This window comes from Haladaptatus pallidirubidus, assembly GCF_020700235.1.
GTDB classification, from domain to species: Archaea; Halobacteriota; Halobacteria; order Halobacteriales; family Haladaptataceae; genus Haladaptatus; species Haladaptatus pallidirubidus.
The window spans coordinates 1,211,174-1,227,366 of record NZ_CP085301.1; the positions used below are offsets into that span (position 1 = coordinate 1,211,174).

General features: G+C 59.5%; 12 protein-coding genes. 3 read left to right on the forward strand and 9 right to left on the reverse strand.

Translation table 11 applies throughout. The features are described 5' to 3' along the window. Window positions 1-100 precede the first annotated feature (100 nt). Entirely contained in the window at window positions 101-748 is a 648-nt protein-coding gene (locus tag LIX15_RS06785; RefSeq protein WP_227776982.1) for a DedA family protein, read from the forward strand. A gap of 296 nt (window positions 749-1,044) precedes the next feature. Here LIX15_RS06785 and LIX15_RS06790 read toward each other — a convergent pair whose 3' ends face one another. The 3 genes from LIX15_RS06790 to LIX15_RS06800 are packed head-to-tail and all read right to left on the reverse strand — an operon-like array spanning window position 1,045 to window position 5,268. Then, window positions 1,045-3,726, reverse strand: coding sequence for a TRAP transporter permease (locus LIX15_RS06790; RefSeq protein WP_227776733.1), 2,682 nt, complete (start codon window positions 3,724-3,726; stop codon window positions 1,045-1,047). Next, window positions 3,723-4,253, reverse strand: a complete 531-nt coding sequence (locus tag LIX15_RS06795; protein WP_227776734.1) for a DUF1850 domain-containing protein — start codon at window positions 4,251-4,253, stop codon at window positions 3,723-3,725. The genes LIX15_RS06790 and LIX15_RS06795 overlap by 4 nt, the downstream gene beginning before the upstream one ends. Continuing rightward, a complete protein-coding gene (locus LIX15_RS06800) occupies window positions 4,225-5,268 on the reverse strand; it encodes a TAXI family TRAP transporter solute-binding subunit (protein WP_227776735.1) in 1,044 nt (347 codons plus the stop codon). Before LIX15_RS06800 ends, LIX15_RS06795 begins: the two co-directional genes overlap by 29 nt. Before the next feature lie 181 nt (window positions 5,269-5,449). Here LIX15_RS06800 and LIX15_RS06805 point away from each other — a divergent pair, with 181 nt between their 5' ends. Then, window positions 5,450-7,534: a S9 family peptidase gene (locus LIX15_RS06805; RefSeq protein WP_227776736.1), complete on the forward strand. Its 2,085-nt coding sequence runs from the start codon at window positions 5,450-5,452 to the stop codon at window positions 7,532-7,534. A 467-nt stretch (window positions 7,535-8,001) separates the two neighbouring features. Here LIX15_RS06805 and LIX15_RS06810 read toward each other — a convergent pair whose 3' ends face one another. Next, window positions 8,002-8,217, reverse strand: a complete 216-nt coding sequence (locus LIX15_RS06810; RefSeq protein WP_227776737.1) for a DUF7569 family protein — start codon at window positions 8,215-8,217, stop codon at window positions 8,002-8,004. A gap of 60 nt (window positions 8,218-8,277) precedes the next feature. After that, window positions 8,278-9,036: a S24/S26 family peptidase gene (locus LIX15_RS06815; protein WP_227776738.1), complete on the reverse strand. Its 759-nt coding sequence runs from the start codon at window positions 9,034-9,036 to the stop codon at window positions 8,278-8,280. Window positions 9,037-9,119: 83 nt separating this feature from the next. Here LIX15_RS06815 and LIX15_RS06820 point away from each other — a divergent pair, with 83 nt between their 5' ends. Continuing rightward, window positions 9,120-10,649 carry a DNA-directed DNA polymerase II small subunit gene (locus LIX15_RS06820; protein WP_227776739.1) on the forward strand — a complete coding sequence of 510 codons (1,530 nt, stop codon included), beginning with the start codon at window positions 9,120-9,122 and terminating at the stop codon, window positions 10,647-10,649. A 117-nt stretch (window positions 10,650-10,766) separates the two neighbouring features. On the opposite strand, the gene lpdA is transcribed toward LIX15_RS06820, so the two are convergent. From lpdA to pdhA, 4 genes are all read right to left on the reverse strand, one after another. After that, window positions 10,767-12,191: a dihydrolipoyl dehydrogenase gene (gene lpdA, locus LIX15_RS06825; protein WP_227776740.1), complete on the reverse strand. Its 1,425-nt coding sequence runs from the start codon at window positions 12,189-12,191 to the stop codon at window positions 10,767-10,769. A gap of 210 nt (window positions 12,192-12,401) precedes the next feature. Further along, window positions 12,402-13,895 (reverse strand): dihydrolipoamide acetyltransferase family protein, encoded by a 1,494-nt coding sequence (locus LIX15_RS06830; RefSeq protein WP_227776741.1) that lies wholly within the window; start codon window positions 13,893-13,895, stop codon window positions 12,402-12,404. Between the two features lies 1 nt (window position 13,896). Continuing rightward, a complete protein-coding gene (locus LIX15_RS06835; protein ID WP_227776742.1) occupies window positions 13,897-14,892 on the reverse strand; it encodes an alpha-ketoacid dehydrogenase subunit beta in 996 nt (331 codons plus the stop codon). A gap of 3 nt (window positions 14,893-14,895) precedes the next feature. Continuing rightward, window positions 14,896-16,017 (reverse strand): pyruvate dehydrogenase (acetyl-transferring) E1 component subunit alpha, encoded by a 1,122-nt coding sequence (pdhA, locus tag LIX15_RS06840; protein WP_390184329.1) that lies wholly within the window; start codon window positions 16,015-16,017, stop codon window positions 14,896-14,898. Between the last annotated feature and the right edge of the window lie 176 nt (window positions 16,018-16,193).

Sequence of the window (16,193 nt, forward strand, 5' to 3'; positions counted from 1 at the left end):
TAGTACATCACGTCAATAGCCGTAGCAGATGCAATTCGCCTCGCTCGTCGCAGTCGAGACGACTCCCCTCGTCGGTCTGTTCGCGCTCTCGATGTTCGGTTTGGCGCTCCTCTCGTTCGGTTCCGGTTCGAACTCCCTCCGGCAGTTTCTCTCGGATTACGGAATCATCTTCCTCGTGGCCGGTGTCGCGGTTGCCGCCGTCGTCGGAATCTACCTCTTTCTCACCGGGGACGAGGAACTCGCAAAACAGTGGCTCGACCAGTACGGACTCATCGCGCTCTTCCTCATCCTCATTCTGGAAGGTGCGATGTTGCTGTACTTTGCGCCGAGCGAGAGCCTCGTTCCGTTCTCGGTTACGGTTCTCGCCTCTCCCGACGACATTCAAGCTATCGCCGCCATCATTCTCGTCGCCGTCATTGGCGCGACGATTGGCCAGTACGCGCTGTTCTCGCTGGCGAAACGCGGCGGTCGAGAGTATCTCCTCGAAAAGCCGTGGTTCCGAATCAGCGAGGATTCGCTCGACCGATTCGACGGCTGGTTCGACCGCTGGGGCCGCATCGTCGTTCCGGTCAGTAACGCTCTCCTGTTCACCCGCGGGATGCTCACCGTTCCCGCCGGTTTCGCGGAGATGCGCGACTGGGAGTTCATCGTCCTCTCGGCGATTGGAACGCTGATTTTTCAGTCGTGGCTCGCGGCCTTCGCGATTTACACCATCGAACTCGGTCTGCTCGATTTCCTCCCGTTCTGAACTTCCCCTCGTCTCCCCGTTCTAACGTTCCACTGATCTGACACCGTCTTCACTTTTCGCTGACAGTCGGGGGCTGGTCGAAAACTCACCGACGCCATCCATTCGACGCTGAAATTGTCTTGATTTTACCACAGCGATAGACCTAACACTCCCGAAAGCGTACCTTCGTAATGCGTCCGCGTGCCGTTTGTCGCGTGCCATGCCATGAGCGCCGCGCGGACGCATCCTTTCGAAAAACGCACTCTGTAGTGGATATGCTCTCGCACACTCGAAAACTGAGAAGATTCTGTTCGGCGTCAGGCCGCCTCCGTCGTGCCGCGTTCTTCGGCGGCCTCTCTGTCGGCCCGCCGCCGGTTTTTGAGTGCCAACGCGCCGAAAGCGACGGCACCGACCGCTCGAAGTAGAAGGTCGAACGATCCCGGTTCGACGGTCGGGAGGCCGACCAGTCCGAGCAGACTCGTTACCGTGTTGAACAGCAAGAGCGGCGCCATGAGCAAAAGCGCGGCTAGCGCGAACCACGCCCGGTCTCCCCTGCTTACGTCGGCGTAGAGGTAGCCGATGACGGTCGCACCGAGCGCGATGACGCCGACGAAGACTCCCGCCACCGGAATCAGCACGTCGGGGACGAAGTAGCCGAGATTGGTCACGTCGTTCAGTCCGATGACGCGAACCTCTTGTCCGGTTCCAACCCCGCGCAATAACAAGATGCCAGGCGTCAGCACGAACGCGAACGGTACGATGGCCTTGTTCAGCGAGAGCGAGAACGCCTCGACGCCCGTCTGGAACTGGTCGGATTTCGCGATTCCGGAGGCCGCGTAAGCCGCAACTGCCACCGGCGGCGTGATATCGGCGATGACGCCGAAATAGAGGATGAAGAGGTGTGCGGACAGAATCGGGATTCCGAATCCGGCGATGGCGTCGCCGAGCATCGAGACGAGGATGATGTAGGTCACCGTCGTTGGCATCCCCATTCCGAGAATAATGGACGAAATCGCCGTGAGAACCAACAGCGCGACTATCGAACCTCCGCTGACTGTTTGAATGAGCGCGGTGAGATTCGGCCCGAGTCCGCTGACGCTGATGACGCCGGGAATGACGCCCGCCGCCGCAACCGCGATGACGACCGTCGTCGCGGTTCGTGCGCCCGAATCCATCGAGGTGAGGACGAACTCGCCGTACTGGAACCCGCGGTTGTCCGTGAGTGCGGGCCGTCGAAGGACGCTTGCTCCTTTCGCCACCGCGTCATCGACCTGCCCGTCGAAATCGAGAAGCGGCGCGTCTGCGTGCGGGCGAAGCAAAAGCGTAACGAGACTCACGGCGAGGATTATCCATCCGAGTTGGCCCGCCACTACGCCGAGTGCGGCGATCGGTGCGAGCCCCGTCCCTGCGCCCCCGCCCGTGAGCAGGGAAACGATACCGACGCCCGCCGTCGCAAAGGAGGCGAACTGGAGCGCACAAAGACCGAGAATCGTTCCGACGAGCGGCACCCTCGAACTCCGGTTGTAGGCCGCAACGAGCGCGATGAGCGCGGCGATGGCGACGAGAGTGTACCACGCCGCTCGCTCGATAGAGAGTCGTTCGATGATGAGGTAATAAAGGAGCAGGATGAGGGGGACGAGGTAGAACCAGCCACGAAGGAGGTGCGGCCGAAAACTGACGATTTCCGAATCTGCCAACCCGCCGATGTTCTCCTTCGACGCTTCGAGATGCACCATCACCCAGACGCCGAAGAAGAAGACGATCGCCGGAATCGCCGCCGCGATGATCACGTCGCGGAACGGTGTTAGCGTGTACTCCACGATGAGAAACGCCGCCGCTCCCATGACCGGCGGAAGAATCTGGCCGCCGGAAGAGGCGGAAGCTTCGACCGCTCCCGCAAACTCGGGCCGATAACCGGAGCGTTTCATCAGCGGAATCGTAAAGGCCCCGGTCGTCACCGTGTTCGCAATCGACGACCCGCTGATGGTGCCCATGAATCCCGAGGCGAGAATCGAGGCTTTGGCGGGGCCGCCCTTTCGCTGTCCCGTCGCGGCGTACGCCAGTTCGATGAACCACTGCCCGGCGCCGCTCATCTCCAAAAACGCGCCGAACAGGATGAAGATGAAGATGAATCGGACACTCACCGTGACGGGAATCCCGAACACGCCGTTTTCCGTGTTGTACCAGAGGTTCTGAATGATGGAACTCCAATCGAGCGGTGGAATCGAGAGGACGCCGACGATGGGGGCGTCGATGGGAATCAGGTAGCCCCAGCGCGCGTAGACGATGAACGACGCGACAATAATCATGAGATACAGACCGAGCACTCGGCGGGTCGCTTCGAGGACGAGGAGGACACCGAGCGCACCGAGGACGAACGCGTACGACACCTCAGAAAGCGGGATTCCGACCGCTGAAAGGACATCTACGACGGGTGAAAGGAACGGATACACCTCCGAAATCGTTCGTCCGAATCCGAGTCCGAGCGCACGCATTCCGCGAATTTCGTCGAAATCGGCCAGCATGTACCAGACGGCTAACAGCGCTATCGCCATCATCACGAAATCGACCGGCGTCACCCGATTTCTGTCAGCGTCAACCGCCGCCCAGCGAACGCCTCGACGTAGCCCTACGGCGACTCGCGTTAGCGGATTTTCGTCGCCGAATCGTTCCCGCATTACGGGAACGATTCGGCCGAGACGGCGCGAGAAAAACCCGTTTCCAGTCGTCGTCGGAAACAGCAAAAACGACAGCAATAAGGCGAACGTGACGTGAACCGCGTTCACCTGCAGCAGTTGAAGCGCGGCGAGTTGCACGTTCCCGATGGCGGGAAGCGTCAGTTGAAAAACGAACCCGCGCGCCGCGAGCCAGATCTGAAACGCAGAAAACGCGACGGCGATGGCCGAGGTAACGACGGCAACCGTCCCTCGAAGGTTTCGTCTGTGTTCGAGTTCTTGGACGAGTTCTTCCTGCTCTTGCTCGCTTAGCGCGTCGCTCATGTCGGACACCGTTCGATGACGAACAGTTCGACCGATTCACCGCCCGAGAGCGCCGCGAGGTCGTACTGTTCGTCTTTCACTCGTAGTTCGTGCTTCGCCACGTCACCGGGCGTAACAGGAACCTGCGCGTATCGACCCGGCGGGTCGAAAACGAACCAGCCCTCCTCCATCGTTACGTCCGCGTTGGCGGGAAGTCCGGCCCCGTAGGATTGGAACCGCATTTCGACCATTTCTAACTCGTTCCCGTCCACTGCGTACACGTCATGCACTGGCGTCTTTTCGACGCTGTGCGTGTACGCGAGCGTGACTCGCGTTCCGTTTTCGACCGGTGTAACCAGCATCGGTTCGCCCGTCTCGGCGTCGGCGACGACGAGGACGCGTTCTCCTTGTTTGTCGCTCTGTGAATCGAACCCTGCTCCGGTTCCTGCCCTCATTCCGGCTCCCGCCGGAACCGCGAGCAGGAGAATAGCGCACAGGGCGAGCGATATTCGGGCAGTCTTACGAACCGTCGTTCCCACCGGAGTCATTGCCTCCTGTCTGATTTCCGCCTGACTGATTCCCGCCGGTCTGGTTACCACCTCCTCCCTGCGTCGTGGCCGGGCCGAAGATTTCTCGCGCGGCGGGATGAAGCGGAATGGACATTCCGTCGAGCGCGCTTTCGCGATTGATGAACTGCTGTTTCAGGCTCAACTGGCCGGTGTTGTTGAAGATAGATTCCGTCACGCCTCTCACCGCAGCGTTCGGTTGGTCTTGTGTCGTCGCAATCATCGCCTGCACCGCGACGGTTTGAACCGGTTCGTTCTGCCCGCTGTACGTTTCCGGCGGAATCGTATCGTCGGCGAACCACTCGGCCTCTTGTCGGATACTTTGGCGCGCCTCCCCGGAAATGTTCACGAACGCGATGTCGTTCGTCGTCGCCAGCTCCTCGATTGCGCCGACTGGCCACCCGCCGACGACGAACGCAGCGTCGATGTCGCCATTTCGAAGTTGGTCTGCCGCCTGCGAGAAACCGGTGTTCTGCTCCGTGAAGTCGTTCTGTTGGATGCCGACCGATTCCAGAATTTGAAGCGCGTTTATCTGCGTGCCGCTTCCGAGGTCGCCCGTATTGATCGTCGCCCCTTGCAGGTCTTCTAACGTCTCGACGTTGTTCCCTTGAAGCGTTACGATGTGAATCGTCTCGGGATACAGCGTTGCCACGCCCCGCAAGCTCTGAATTCTCGTTCCTTGGAACTCCTCGATACCCGTCCCGTTGTACGCGAAGTAGGCGACGTCGTTCTGGATGAGCGCGAAGTCGGCGTTTCCTTGCGCGAGTCCGCCGACGTTTTCGACGCTCGCACCCGTCGACTGCACCTGTACGGTGTAGTCGGTGTTGTTCTCGATAATCGTCTTGAACTGGTTCGAAAGCGGGAAGTATGTCCCGCCGGTTCCGCCCGCGAACCACGTTAATCGCTGTTGTTGTGCCAGTGCATTCCCCGAAAATCCGAGAAGCCCCGCTGCTCCCACGGTTTTCACGAATTTGCGTCGGTTGAGTTCCCCCACCATGATTCTGACCTCTCCGTGAATGTTCATATAGCCAATCGACGCTTCGAAACCGAAATCCTACGCTACCGGATTGAAATTTCCCAATACCAGGCAGTAACGTGGAATATTGATGGGAAACGATTCCGTAATCGGTATATTTCGAATCGAAAGTATATTTTGCTTCCCATCCGAGAGAAGGCGTATGGAAACGATACGTGCCAACGAATATCACGATATAGTCAAGGCCAGCGACCCGCGGGTCGCTCCGGATGGCGAGCGAGTGGCCTTCGTCCGTTCCGTCCCGGAGGACGACGAAGGGTACGAATCGACCGTCTACGTCGTTCCGCTCGGCGGCGGCGACCCCACGCAGTTCACTATTAGCGAAGGAGTGGACAGCAGTCCGCGGTGGAGTCCCAGCGGTGACCGCCTCGCCTTCGTGAGCACTCGCAGCACGGACGACGACCGACCGCAGTTGTGGGTGCTTCCGACCACAGGTGGCGAGGCACGGCAGGTGACGGACGTTGCCGGTGGCGTATCGCAACTCGCGTGGTCACCCGACGGAACGCGAATCGCGTTCGTCCAGCAGAGTACCGAAGACGACCGCGACGAGGAGCGCGATATCTCACCCGACGGCGAGGAGTACGAACCTGAAACGCCCGATCCGCGCGTTATCGACCGAAAAATCTATCGAGCGGGCCAGCAGTACTTCGACGGCAAGCGGAGTCACGTCTATCTCGTAGCCCTCGAAGACGATTCCGTCTCCCGACTCACGGACGGCGATTTCGACTTTTCCGCGCCGGAGTGGGGCGACGAGAGGACGCTGTACTACGGCGTCAAGCGAACCGACGACCCGGACGACAACATCATTGCCGATATTGTGGCCTACGACACCGATGCCGAGGAGGAAGAAACGCTCTTCCAAACGAGCGCGTGGAGTCCATTCATGGCGGCGACCGAAGACGGACGAATCGCCTACGTCTACAGTCCGGAAGAGAACGCGACACTCCGCCAAAACGAGATCAAGGTGTTCGACCGCGCAACCGAAAAAACGGTGACGCTCACCGACTCGCTCGACAGGACACTTTCGAACCCGCCGCAGTGGGACGCGAACGAAGAGCGCGTCTACTTCGGGACGCCCGATGAGGGCGACTACGTCGTCTGGCGAGTTGCGGGTGACGGAAGCGACGAACCCCAGCAGGTCGCCGTCGACGGGCACATCACGGAGTTCTCGGTTGGTGCCGACGCCATCGCGTACGTAAAATCCGAATGGGACCATCCCGGAGACGTGTTCGTCTCGACGCCTGGCGGGGCCGAAACCCGGCGACTCACCCGCCTCAATTCCGGGTATCTGGACGAGAGGGCGGTCGGCCAACCGGAGGAACTGTGGTTCGAATCCGATGACGGCACGGAAATTCAGGGCTGGGTGCTGACGCCGCCGGATTTCGATTCGGACAAGCGGTATCCGCTCGTCGTGGAGATTCACGGCGGGCCACACTCGATGTGGTCTACCACCGGCACGATGTGGCACGAGTTCCAGACGCTCGCGGCACGGGGATACGTCGTCTTCTGGTGCAACCCGCGCGGTTCCACCGGCTACGGCGAGGAACACATGGCCGCCATCGAACGTGGCTGGGGAACCGTCGATTACGAGGACGTGATGGCGGGAACCGACACCGTCGCGGAGCGCGATTACGTGGATACGGATAACATGTTCGTCACGGGCGGCAGCTACGGTGGTTACCTAACGTCGTGGATTGTGGGCCAGACCGACCGATTCAAAGGTGCGGTCACGCAACGCGGCGTGTACGAACTCAACAGTTTTTACGGTTCGACGGACGCGTTCAAACTTATCGAGTGGGATTTCGACACGACGCCGTGGGAGGAATCGGAGTTCCTGTGGGGACGCTCGCCGATGGCTCACGTTCAGAACGTAACCACGCCGACGCTCGTCATTCACAGCGACAACGACTTCCGCGTCCCAGTGAACAACGCGGAGATGCTCTACTTGCTTCTCAAGAAAAACGACGTGGAAACGCGCCTCGTGCGCTATCCACGCGAGGGCCACGAACTGTCACGAAGCGGAGAACCCGGTCACGTCGTCGACCGGCTGGAGCGCATCGTCCGTTGGTTCGACGGCTATTCCGACTACCACGAAGTGCCGAAAGCACTAGAGCGCGGCGACGGTGGACTGTCCGCGGCGCAGGAGGATGAAGAAGACGACGAAGGCGGTGTGGAAGCAGACGGCCGAAAAACGGACGCGGCGAACCCCGTCAGCTGGAGCGAATAGCGACAACTGTTGGCATACGGTGGTACGTTTCGTTCGCGGTTCCGATGCCGAAAAATCGCCCGCACGCGGGCGATTTTTCACCCGAAACGAAGGGGTTCGATCCATTCGAAATCTCTTCCATTAGCCAGTTGGAAAACGAATATAATCTTGTGCATTGTGCTTTCGCCGATGATTCCCCTCGAACAGAGTGTAATGTGGTACGATTCCGTCTTGTCGTACGGTTTCGCTCTCGCAATTCCGCTCGGATTCTTCTCGCTGCTGTGAGGTCTTCTACCGGTATCTTCGGATCTTCTAGCGAACCGATACTGACGCTCGCATCCGTCACGACCTTCCTTCGGTCGATTTTTCTACTCACACTCTACGGCGCTACCGAGGTCGCTGTACTGTTCTGCGGTCTATTTCACTAGTACCAAAAATCGACTTCTACCCGGTGCCTGCGTCCGTTTTTCGACTCGAAAGAAGGGGGTTCAATCCACGATGATTTCAGAACCGGTGTTCTCCGATTCGGGCGTCGGTTGCATCTCGTTTTCGTAGCGGTCTATCCAGTCGGCAAAACATTCGGGACACAGCCGTTGACTGTCGATTTGCGAACGGTCAACCGTCAGTCGAACCGTTCTGGCGAGGGCGTCTGTCAGCGGTTCTTGACAGTCGTCACACAGCTCGGGTTCGGATTCGTCGCTCATGCGCGGTCAATGTGACGCAGGATATATAAAACTCGTTGGGTATCGGGAGAGCAACGACGGTTACGCTGGCGGCGCGTACTGGGTTTCGTTCGGTGCTACCTGCGGGGATTGTGTTTGGTACTGCACATCTACGGGGACGCTCGTGCTGGCGAAGAACAGGCGAACGTGACCGAGCCACGGTATTTTCACTTCGGCGGTGCCACGAATCCAACTCGGCTTGACTGGTTCGCTGATAGGCACGACTTGATCGTAGGCGTCATTTGCGTCACCCTTGGTGATGAATCCGGCATGTGGCGCGGGACAGTTCAGCAGTTCTTGACAGCTGTCCGCACCGTTCATGTATCGGGGATTCCCCCTGTCGTACCAGTTCTCACCTCCGTCGACCCAGAACCGCGCTCGGTGAATAATTGGCGTTTGGTATTCACTTCCGTCGGGACGGTAGATTATCACGTCTCCGGCTTGGTTGAAGCTGTTGTAACCGCTTTTCTGTCCTTGTTGGTACGTGACGACGCCTGTTCCGTCCTGTGCGACATCCGGAACGAAGCGACTCTCGTCCATGATGAAGATGAGGTCACCGCGCTCCATCTGCGGTTCCATACTTCCGCTTTCGACGGCGACCATCGGCGGCCAGACGCCGCTAATAGCAAAGAGGACGAGGCCGATTGCGGCGACGACGGCGGCGCTCTCCAGCATTTCTCGGACGAACACCACTGTCCCGTTGTCGGTGTGTCGGAACCAACGAAGCCACGAGACCAGCCCTGACCCCTCCGGGCCGGTGTCCCGTACGTCGTCTGACGACGACTCGTCTGGGGGACTCATTACGGTTCTCTAAACTGCCACGGGTTGTCAACCTTCTGGGTTAGTTCGCTATATTTTTTGCCCGCCCGCTCCTTTACCGATTCGTGCCGTTAGAAACCCCGGCTCGAATTGTCAGAGAACTAACGAGTCGCGGGTACAACGCCGACCGGGAGGCCGTGACGCTTCTCGCAAATGCGCCCGACCCCGACGGCGCGCTCGACGAGGCGGTCGAATCCGCGCCCGAACACGCACTGAAAATCTCAGTCGAACACGTCAGGAACGTTCTCGATTCGTCCCCGTCGGAGAACGAAGACGATTTTGCTCCCGACAACACCTCAATTTCCACTGGAACGAAAAATACAGAATCCTCCGTGGAGGGAGTAACTACTCCAGTCGAAACCGGGGGGTCTGTGTCGCGGAACGATGCCCTTCAGTCGGTCGGTATCGACGGCGACGTGACCGGACAGAGCACCGGAACCGGAGAATACGACGATTTCGTCACCGTGTTCCGCGACCGTTTCCAGCGGCTTTCGGGGCAACTCCGCGGCCGAGTTAACGCTCGCCCAACGAACGCGGTCGCCAGCATGCCGAGCGGAAGCGACGCCGCCATGGTCGGGATGATAAGCGACATTCGCTCAACGGCAAGCGGACATTGGCTAGTCGAACTCGAAGACACGAACGGAACGTTCCCGTGCCTCATCATGAAGGACAAGGAGTTTGCGGGCGTCGTGAACGAACTACTGTTGGACGAGACGATTGCCGTCGAAGGAACGCTTTCGAGCGACGCAGGTATCCTCTTCGTGGATTCGATTCATTTCCCCGATGTTCCGCGAACCTACAAACCATCGACCGCCGACCGCCACGTACAGGCCGCGCTCATCAGCGACGTTCACGTCGGCAGTCAGGAGTTCATGGCCGATGCGTGGTCGCGGTTCACCAGTTGGCTTCACACCGACGAGGCGGAACACGTCGAGTACCTCCTCATCGCGGGCGACATGGTGGAGGGCGTCGGGATTTATCCGAATCAGGACGAGGAACTCGACATCATCGACATTTTCGAGCAGTACGAAAAGTTCTCGGAATATCTGAAGGAAGTTCCCGGTGACCTGGAAATCGTCATGATTCCCGGCAACCACGACGCGGTTCGACTCGCCGAACCGCAACCGGGATTCGACGAGGAACTCCGCGACATCATGGACGTTCACGACGCCCGAATCACGGGTAACCCGTCGACGGTTACGATCGAGAACGTCTCGGTGCTGATGTACCACGGCGTCTCGCTGGACGAGGTCATCGCGGAGATGCCCGAGGAGAAGGCGAGCTACGAAGAACCACACAAGGCGATGTACCAACTCCTCAAAAAGCGCCATGTCGCGCCGCAGTACGGCGGCCACACCCGCGTCGCGCCGGAGGAAAAGGACTACCTCGTCATCGACGAAGTGCCCGACATCTTCCACACCGGCCACGTCCACAAACTCGGGTTCGGCAAGTACCACAACGTCCTCGCAATGAATTCCGGTTGTTGGCAGTCCCAGACGGATTTCCAGAAGAGCGTGAACATCAACCCCGACTCTGGATTCGCCCCGATTGTTGATTTGGATACCCTCGATGTGACGGTTCGGAAGTTTGCCTGAGTCGAAAAGATCGCCCTCTGCGACCATTTTTCCAGTTGAAATGAGGGGGTTGTTTTCTATCTCGTATGCTCAAAAACTTTGATAAGGTTGCGATTCTCCGAAGTAGACCGTTGAATTCTATCGATTTAGCGTGTGAATCGCGTGTCCGAGCGCGTTTTCGGCACACTCCATCACGGCCTCCGAGAGGGTCGGGTGGGTGTGAACCGTGGCAGCGAGGTCTTCTAACGTCGCGCCCATCTCGATTGCCAATCCGAGTTCAGCAATCAGTTCCGAGGCTTCTGGCCCCACAATCTGAGCGCCAAGGACGAAGCCGCTTGGCTCATCCGCAACGATTCGAACGAATCCTTCGGCGTGGCCCGTGGTCAGTGCGCGACCGCTGGCTTGGAACGGGAACTTGCCGACGACCGGTTCGAAGCCTTGTGCTTCGGCTTCTTCCTGCGTCATGCCGACAGTGCCGATTTCGGGATCGGTGAACACCGCGGCGGGCATGGCCTGATAGTCGAGCGCCGAGGGTTCGCCCGCGATAACTTCCGCGGCGACCTGTCCTTCCTTGCTCGCTTTGTGCGCCAGCATCGGTTCGCCCGCCACGTCGCCGATTGCGAAGATGTGTTCCTGCTCGGTTCGCGCGCGGTCGTCCGTCTGGATGAATCCCTTCTCGTCGGTTTCGATGCCCGCGTTTTCGAGTTCGAGCGTGTCAGCCACGGGTTGGCGACCGACCGCCACGAGCGCCTTTTCGGCACCGAACTCCGAAACTTCGCCGTCCTCATCCTCGGTCACGACGGTGATACCGCGCCCCGACTCTTCCCACTCCTTTGCGGCCTGCCCGAAGTGGAAGCCGATTCCCAACTCGTCGGCTTTCTTTTTGACCGGTCGTGCGAGGTCGTCCTCGTAGCCCGGAAGTACCGAATCGAGCATCTCGACGACGGTCACGTCGGAACCGAGTTTGGCGAAAACGCCAGCCAGTTCCATGCCGATGTAGCCCGCGCCGACGATGACGATACTCTCCGGAACCTCGTCCAGCGCGAGCGCCTGCCGCGAACTCAGGATGTGCTCGCCGTCGAATTCGAAGCCGGGAATCTCGATGGGTCGGCTTCCGGTCGAAACGATTGCGTTTTCGAACTCGACGGTTTCCGACCCCTGGCCTTCGCCGCCGTGGACGACGCGAACCGACTTGTCGTCCGCGAACTCGGCGCGGCCTTCCATCAGCGAGACGCCGTTCGCCTTGCAGAGCTTTTCGACGCCCCCGGTCAGTTGGGAGACGACGCCGTCCTTCCACTCGACCATCTCGCCGTAGTTCACGTCGAGTTTCGTGTAAATTCCCATGTCCTCGGCGTTGTTCGCATCGTAGGCCAAGTCGGACGCCGTAATCATCGCCTTCGATGGGATGCAGCCGTAGTTCAGGCAGGTTCCCCCGTAGGCGTCCTTTTCGACGAGCGTTACGTCTAGACCCAGTTGCCCGGCGCGGATGGCGGCGACGTAGCCGCCCGGTCCTGCGCCGATAACGAGCACGTCCGTTCCTGTCGAGATGTCTCCGACGACCATTACCCGAATAAAGTAGCTACCGGGTAAAAAATCAGGTGGATTACGAACCGGCAAGTGGACGTGTGTTGGCAATTATCACGACTTTGTATTCGGTCTGGTACGGTCTCGCCATTTTCGGCTTTGCGAGTAGAATCGCGTTCGAACACGGGCGAGAGTCGTCGTAGCTCTTCGGATCGAAAAAACGAAAATCGATAGTTTTCGACTACCCAACTACTCCAGCAGGAGCAGTCGCGGGTTGTGCAGATATTCGAGCAACTGGTTGGCGAATGACGCCACGACCGCGCCGTCGATGATGCGGTGGTCGATGGACATCGAAATCGGGAGCGTGTAGCGCGCTTCGACCTCGTCGTCCACGACAACCGGGCGCTTTTTGAGTTCGCCGAGTCCGAGGATGCCGACCTCGGGGTGGTTGATAATTGGCGTCGCGTACTCGCCGCCGATTGCGCCGAAATTCGTGATGGTGAACGTGCCGCCTTGCATCTCCTCGCGCGAAATGGTGCGGTCGCGGGCCTTCTCCACTAGTTCGTTCATCTCCGAGGAAATCTGGAGCATGTCCTTTTTATCCACATCCTTCAGGACAGGAACCATCAGACCGTCGTCGGTCGCCACCGCGATACCGATGTTGTAGTAGTTCTTGACGACGATTTCCCCGTTCTCCTCGTCCAGCGCACTGTTGAGGTACGGGTAATCCTTGAGCGCCGCCACGATTGCCTTCAGCACGAACGGCATGTAGGTCAGCCTGATACCGCGTTCCTCGGCTATTTCCTTGAGCTCGGCGCGCGTTTCCACCAGTTCCGTCACGTCGATGGAATCGTGGTGGGTAACGTGCGGCGCGGTGAACTTCGATTTCTGCATCTGCTTGCCGATGGTGCGCCGAATGCCGCGATACGGAATCCGTTCTTCGCGCGGGCCGGTTTCACCCGCCGCGACTGCGGCGGCGTCCGCGGCCTGCGCTTGCTGTTGTGTCTCGGCGTATTCCCTCACTGCTTCCGGCGTGACGAACGCCTGCCCGTCGCGTTCTTCGACGGCGGGTACGGCATTGAGATTGACACCCTGTTCGTCGGCGAGCCGTCGCGTTGCGGGTGCGGCCAGTGTCCGTTCGCGATCCATCGTATCCACTGTCTTCGATTCCGGACCGCCGGCACCCATACCGCCGTTTTCGGGTTGGATTTCGAGGTCGTCGTCGGGTTGAATTTTGCCGACTTCTTCCTCGACTTCATCCGCACCGCTCTCTGCCGCCGTGCGAACGTCGTGTTCCGTCACGCGACCGCTCGGGCCGGTGCCTTCGACGGCTACAATATCCACGCCGAGCTCGCGCGCGAGCCGACGTGCGCTCGGTGCCGCGAAGACGCGACCTTCGGGCGTTTCGGTTTCCTCCGAAACTTCCGGCTCTTCCGCGACTTCCTCCTGTGATTCGGTCGGTTCTTCGGAGTCGGCGCTTTCGGTGGTCGATTCGTCGTCCTCGCCTTCCACGTTGAACGTGATGATGACGTTGCCGACGGGAACGACTTCGCCTTCCTCCGCGCGAAGTTCGCGGACGCTCCCGTTGACCGGGGAGGGAACCTCCACGATTGCCTTGTCCGTCTCGACTTCCGCGACGGGTTGGTCTTCGCTGACCTCGTCACCCTCCTCAACCAGCCAACTGACGAGTTCGCCCTCTGCGACACCTTCGCCGACGTCCGGGAGTTTGAATTCGCGTACCATGTTAGAAGTTCACCGCGTCGCGAATGCCTTCCTTGATGCGTGCCGGTTCTGGCAGGTAGTAGTCTTCGAGGCTGTAGAGCGGGAACGGCGTGTCGAAGCCGGTGATTCGTTCGACCGGGGCTTCCTGATATAGGAGCGCTTCTTCCTGAATCGTCGCCGCGATTTCTCCGGCCAGTCCGCCCGTCTTCGGCGCCTCGTGGACGACCGCGGCGCGTCCGGTCTTCTTGAACGATTCGATGATGGTATCCTCGTCGAGCGGCGACACCGTCCTGAGGTCGACGACTTCCACGTCGATTTCGCCGTCAAGTTCCTCCGCGGCTTCCATCGTCGGCCGGGTCATCGCACCCCACGTGAAGACGGAGATGTCCGACCCTTCGCGGCGGACTGCGGCCTCGCCGAGCGGTACTTCGTAGGATTCCGTCGGCACTTCGCCGCGGAACGCGCGGTAGATGAGTTTCGGTTCGAGGAAAATAACCGGGTCAGGGTCGCGGATTGCGGCCGTGAGCAGACCCTTCGTGTCGTAGGGCGTACTCGGCATGACGACCTTGAGACCGGGTTGGTGGACGTAAAACGCTTCCATCGATTCGGAGTGGTGTTCCGGCGCGCGGATTCCACCGCCGTACGGCGCACGGACGACCATCGGACAGGTGAAACGCCCGCGACTTCGCGTACGAAGTCGCGCCGCGTGCGAGACGATTTGGTCGAACGCCGGGTACATGAAGCCGGAGAACTGCATCTCCGGAACGGGCTTCAGACCGTAGGCAGCCATCCCGATGGCCGTGCCGACGATGCCGGACTCCGCCAGCGGGGTATCGATGACGCGGTCGTCGCCGAACTCCTCGTAGAGTCCCTCCGTGGCGCGGAACACGCCGCCGTTCTTGCCGACGTCCTCGCCCATGACGATGACGTCGTCGTCCTGTTGCATTTCAGTGTACAGTCCGTCGCGGACCGCCTGCACGAGCGTGAGATTCTCGGATTCGGTAGTTGCCTGACTCATGATTTACTCCTCCAGCAGCGCTTCGTCCCCGTACTGTTCGCGGAGTTGCTCGAACGATTCCATCTGTTCGCGGAGTCGTCGCGGCATGTCCGCGTACACGTGGTTGAAGATTTCCTCGAGTTCCGGTCGCTCGACTGCTTCGGCCTCGTCGATGGCATCGGCGACCTGTTGTTTGATGTCCGCTTCGATTTCCTCAACGCCGTCCTCGTCCAACCGTCCCGTGTTGAGCAGGAACTTTTCCATGCGCGGAATCGGATCCTTTTTCTTCCACTTCTGTACCTCCTCGTCGTCACGGTAGACGGTCGGGTCGTCGGCGGTCGTGTGTGCACCAAAGCGGTACTGCACTGCCTCGATAAGCGTCGGACGCAGTTCGCCTTCGTCGGGATTCTTGGCTTTGTCAACGGCCTTCTTCGTCACTTGGTACACTGCGAGCGGATCCATTCCGTCAACCTGCACGCCTTCGAAGCCGTATGCGGTTGCTTTCTGAGCGATGGTCTTCGAGGCGGTTTGGCGCTCCCGTGGCACCGAAATCGCCCACTGGTTGTTGTTACAGAAGAAAACGGCGGGTACGTCGAAGACGCCAGCGAAGTTCAGCCCTTCGTGGAAGTCGCCCTCGCTGGTCGCACCGTCTCCGAAGTAGCACATGAACGCCTTTTCTTCGCCTTTCAGGCGGGACGCCCACGCCCCACCCGTCGCGTGAAGGATTTGCGTTGCGATTGGGACCGAGACGGTGAAAATGTTGGAATCTTCCGCAATCTCGTTGCCCGCTTCGTGACCCATCCAGTAGAGCATGGTCTGGGTCAGCGAGAGACCGCGGACGAGTGCGGCCCCATGTTCGCGGTAACTCGGATACATCCAATCGTCCTCGGCGAGTGCGTAGACACTGCCGATTTGGGCGCCTTCTTGGCCCGAAAGCGGTGGGTACGTTCCCATTCGCCCTTGACGCTGGAGGCTGACTGCTCGTTCGTCGAAATGACGGGCGAGGCGCATCTGGTGGTACATATCCACCAGTTCCTCATCGGAGAGGTCCGGCACTTCCGCACCGTCCAACACCGTTCCGTCTTCGTCCAGTATCTGTACTCGTTCCTGGGGGTCTTGGTGTACGATGCTCACGGTCGAACCCATCCTGACATGTACGAAAGAACTCTGGCGCAGGTTATAGGGTTTTCGTAATTAACTTCCCATAGAGATTGCTCAGTCTGCCATTTCTATGAGATTGTTCTTTGAGGGCCGAATTAATTTCTACATTTAAAATTCCCCGTCGAATGTGAGTAGAATGATGGATAGATTCCTTTCTCGGA

Coding starts and splice junctions, on each gene's coding strand:
- LIX15_RS06800 (WP_227776735.1), bottom strand. CDS start 5,268: ATGGTGGGGGAACTCAACCGACGCAAATTCGTGAAAACCGTGGGAGCA.
- pdhA (WP_390184329.1), bottom strand. CDS start 16,017: ATGGGTTCGACCGTGAGCATCGTACACCAAGACCCCCAGGAACGAGTA.
- LIX15_RS06805 (WP_227776736.1), top strand. CDS start 5,450: ATGGAAACGATACGTGCCAACGAATATCACGATATAGTCAAGGCCAGC.
- LIX15_RS06815 (WP_227776738.1), bottom strand. CDS start 9,036: ATGAGTCCCCCAGACGAGTCGTCGTCAGACGACGTACGGGACACCGGC.
- LIX15_RS06790 (WP_227776733.1), bottom strand. CDS start 3,726: ATGAGCGACGCGCTAAGCGAGCAAGAGCAGGAAGAACTCGTCCAAGAA.
- LIX15_RS06835 (WP_227776742.1), bottom strand. CDS start 14,892: ATGAGTCAGGCAACTACCGAATCCGAGAATCTCACGCTCGTGCAGGCG.
- LIX15_RS06830 (WP_227776741.1), bottom strand. CDS start 13,895: ATGGTACGCGAATTCAAACTCCCGGACGTCGGCGAAGGTGTCGCAGAG.
- lpdA (WP_227776740.1), bottom strand. CDS start 12,191: ATGGTCGTCGGAGACATCTCGACAGGAACGGACGTGCTCGTTATCGGC.
- LIX15_RS06795 (WP_227776734.1), bottom strand. CDS start 4,253: ATGACTCCGGTGGGAACGACGGTTCGTAAGACTGCCCGAATATCGCTC.
- LIX15_RS06810 (WP_227776737.1), bottom strand. CDS start 8,217: ATGAGCGACGAATCCGAACCCGAGCTGTGTGACGACTGTCAAGAACCG.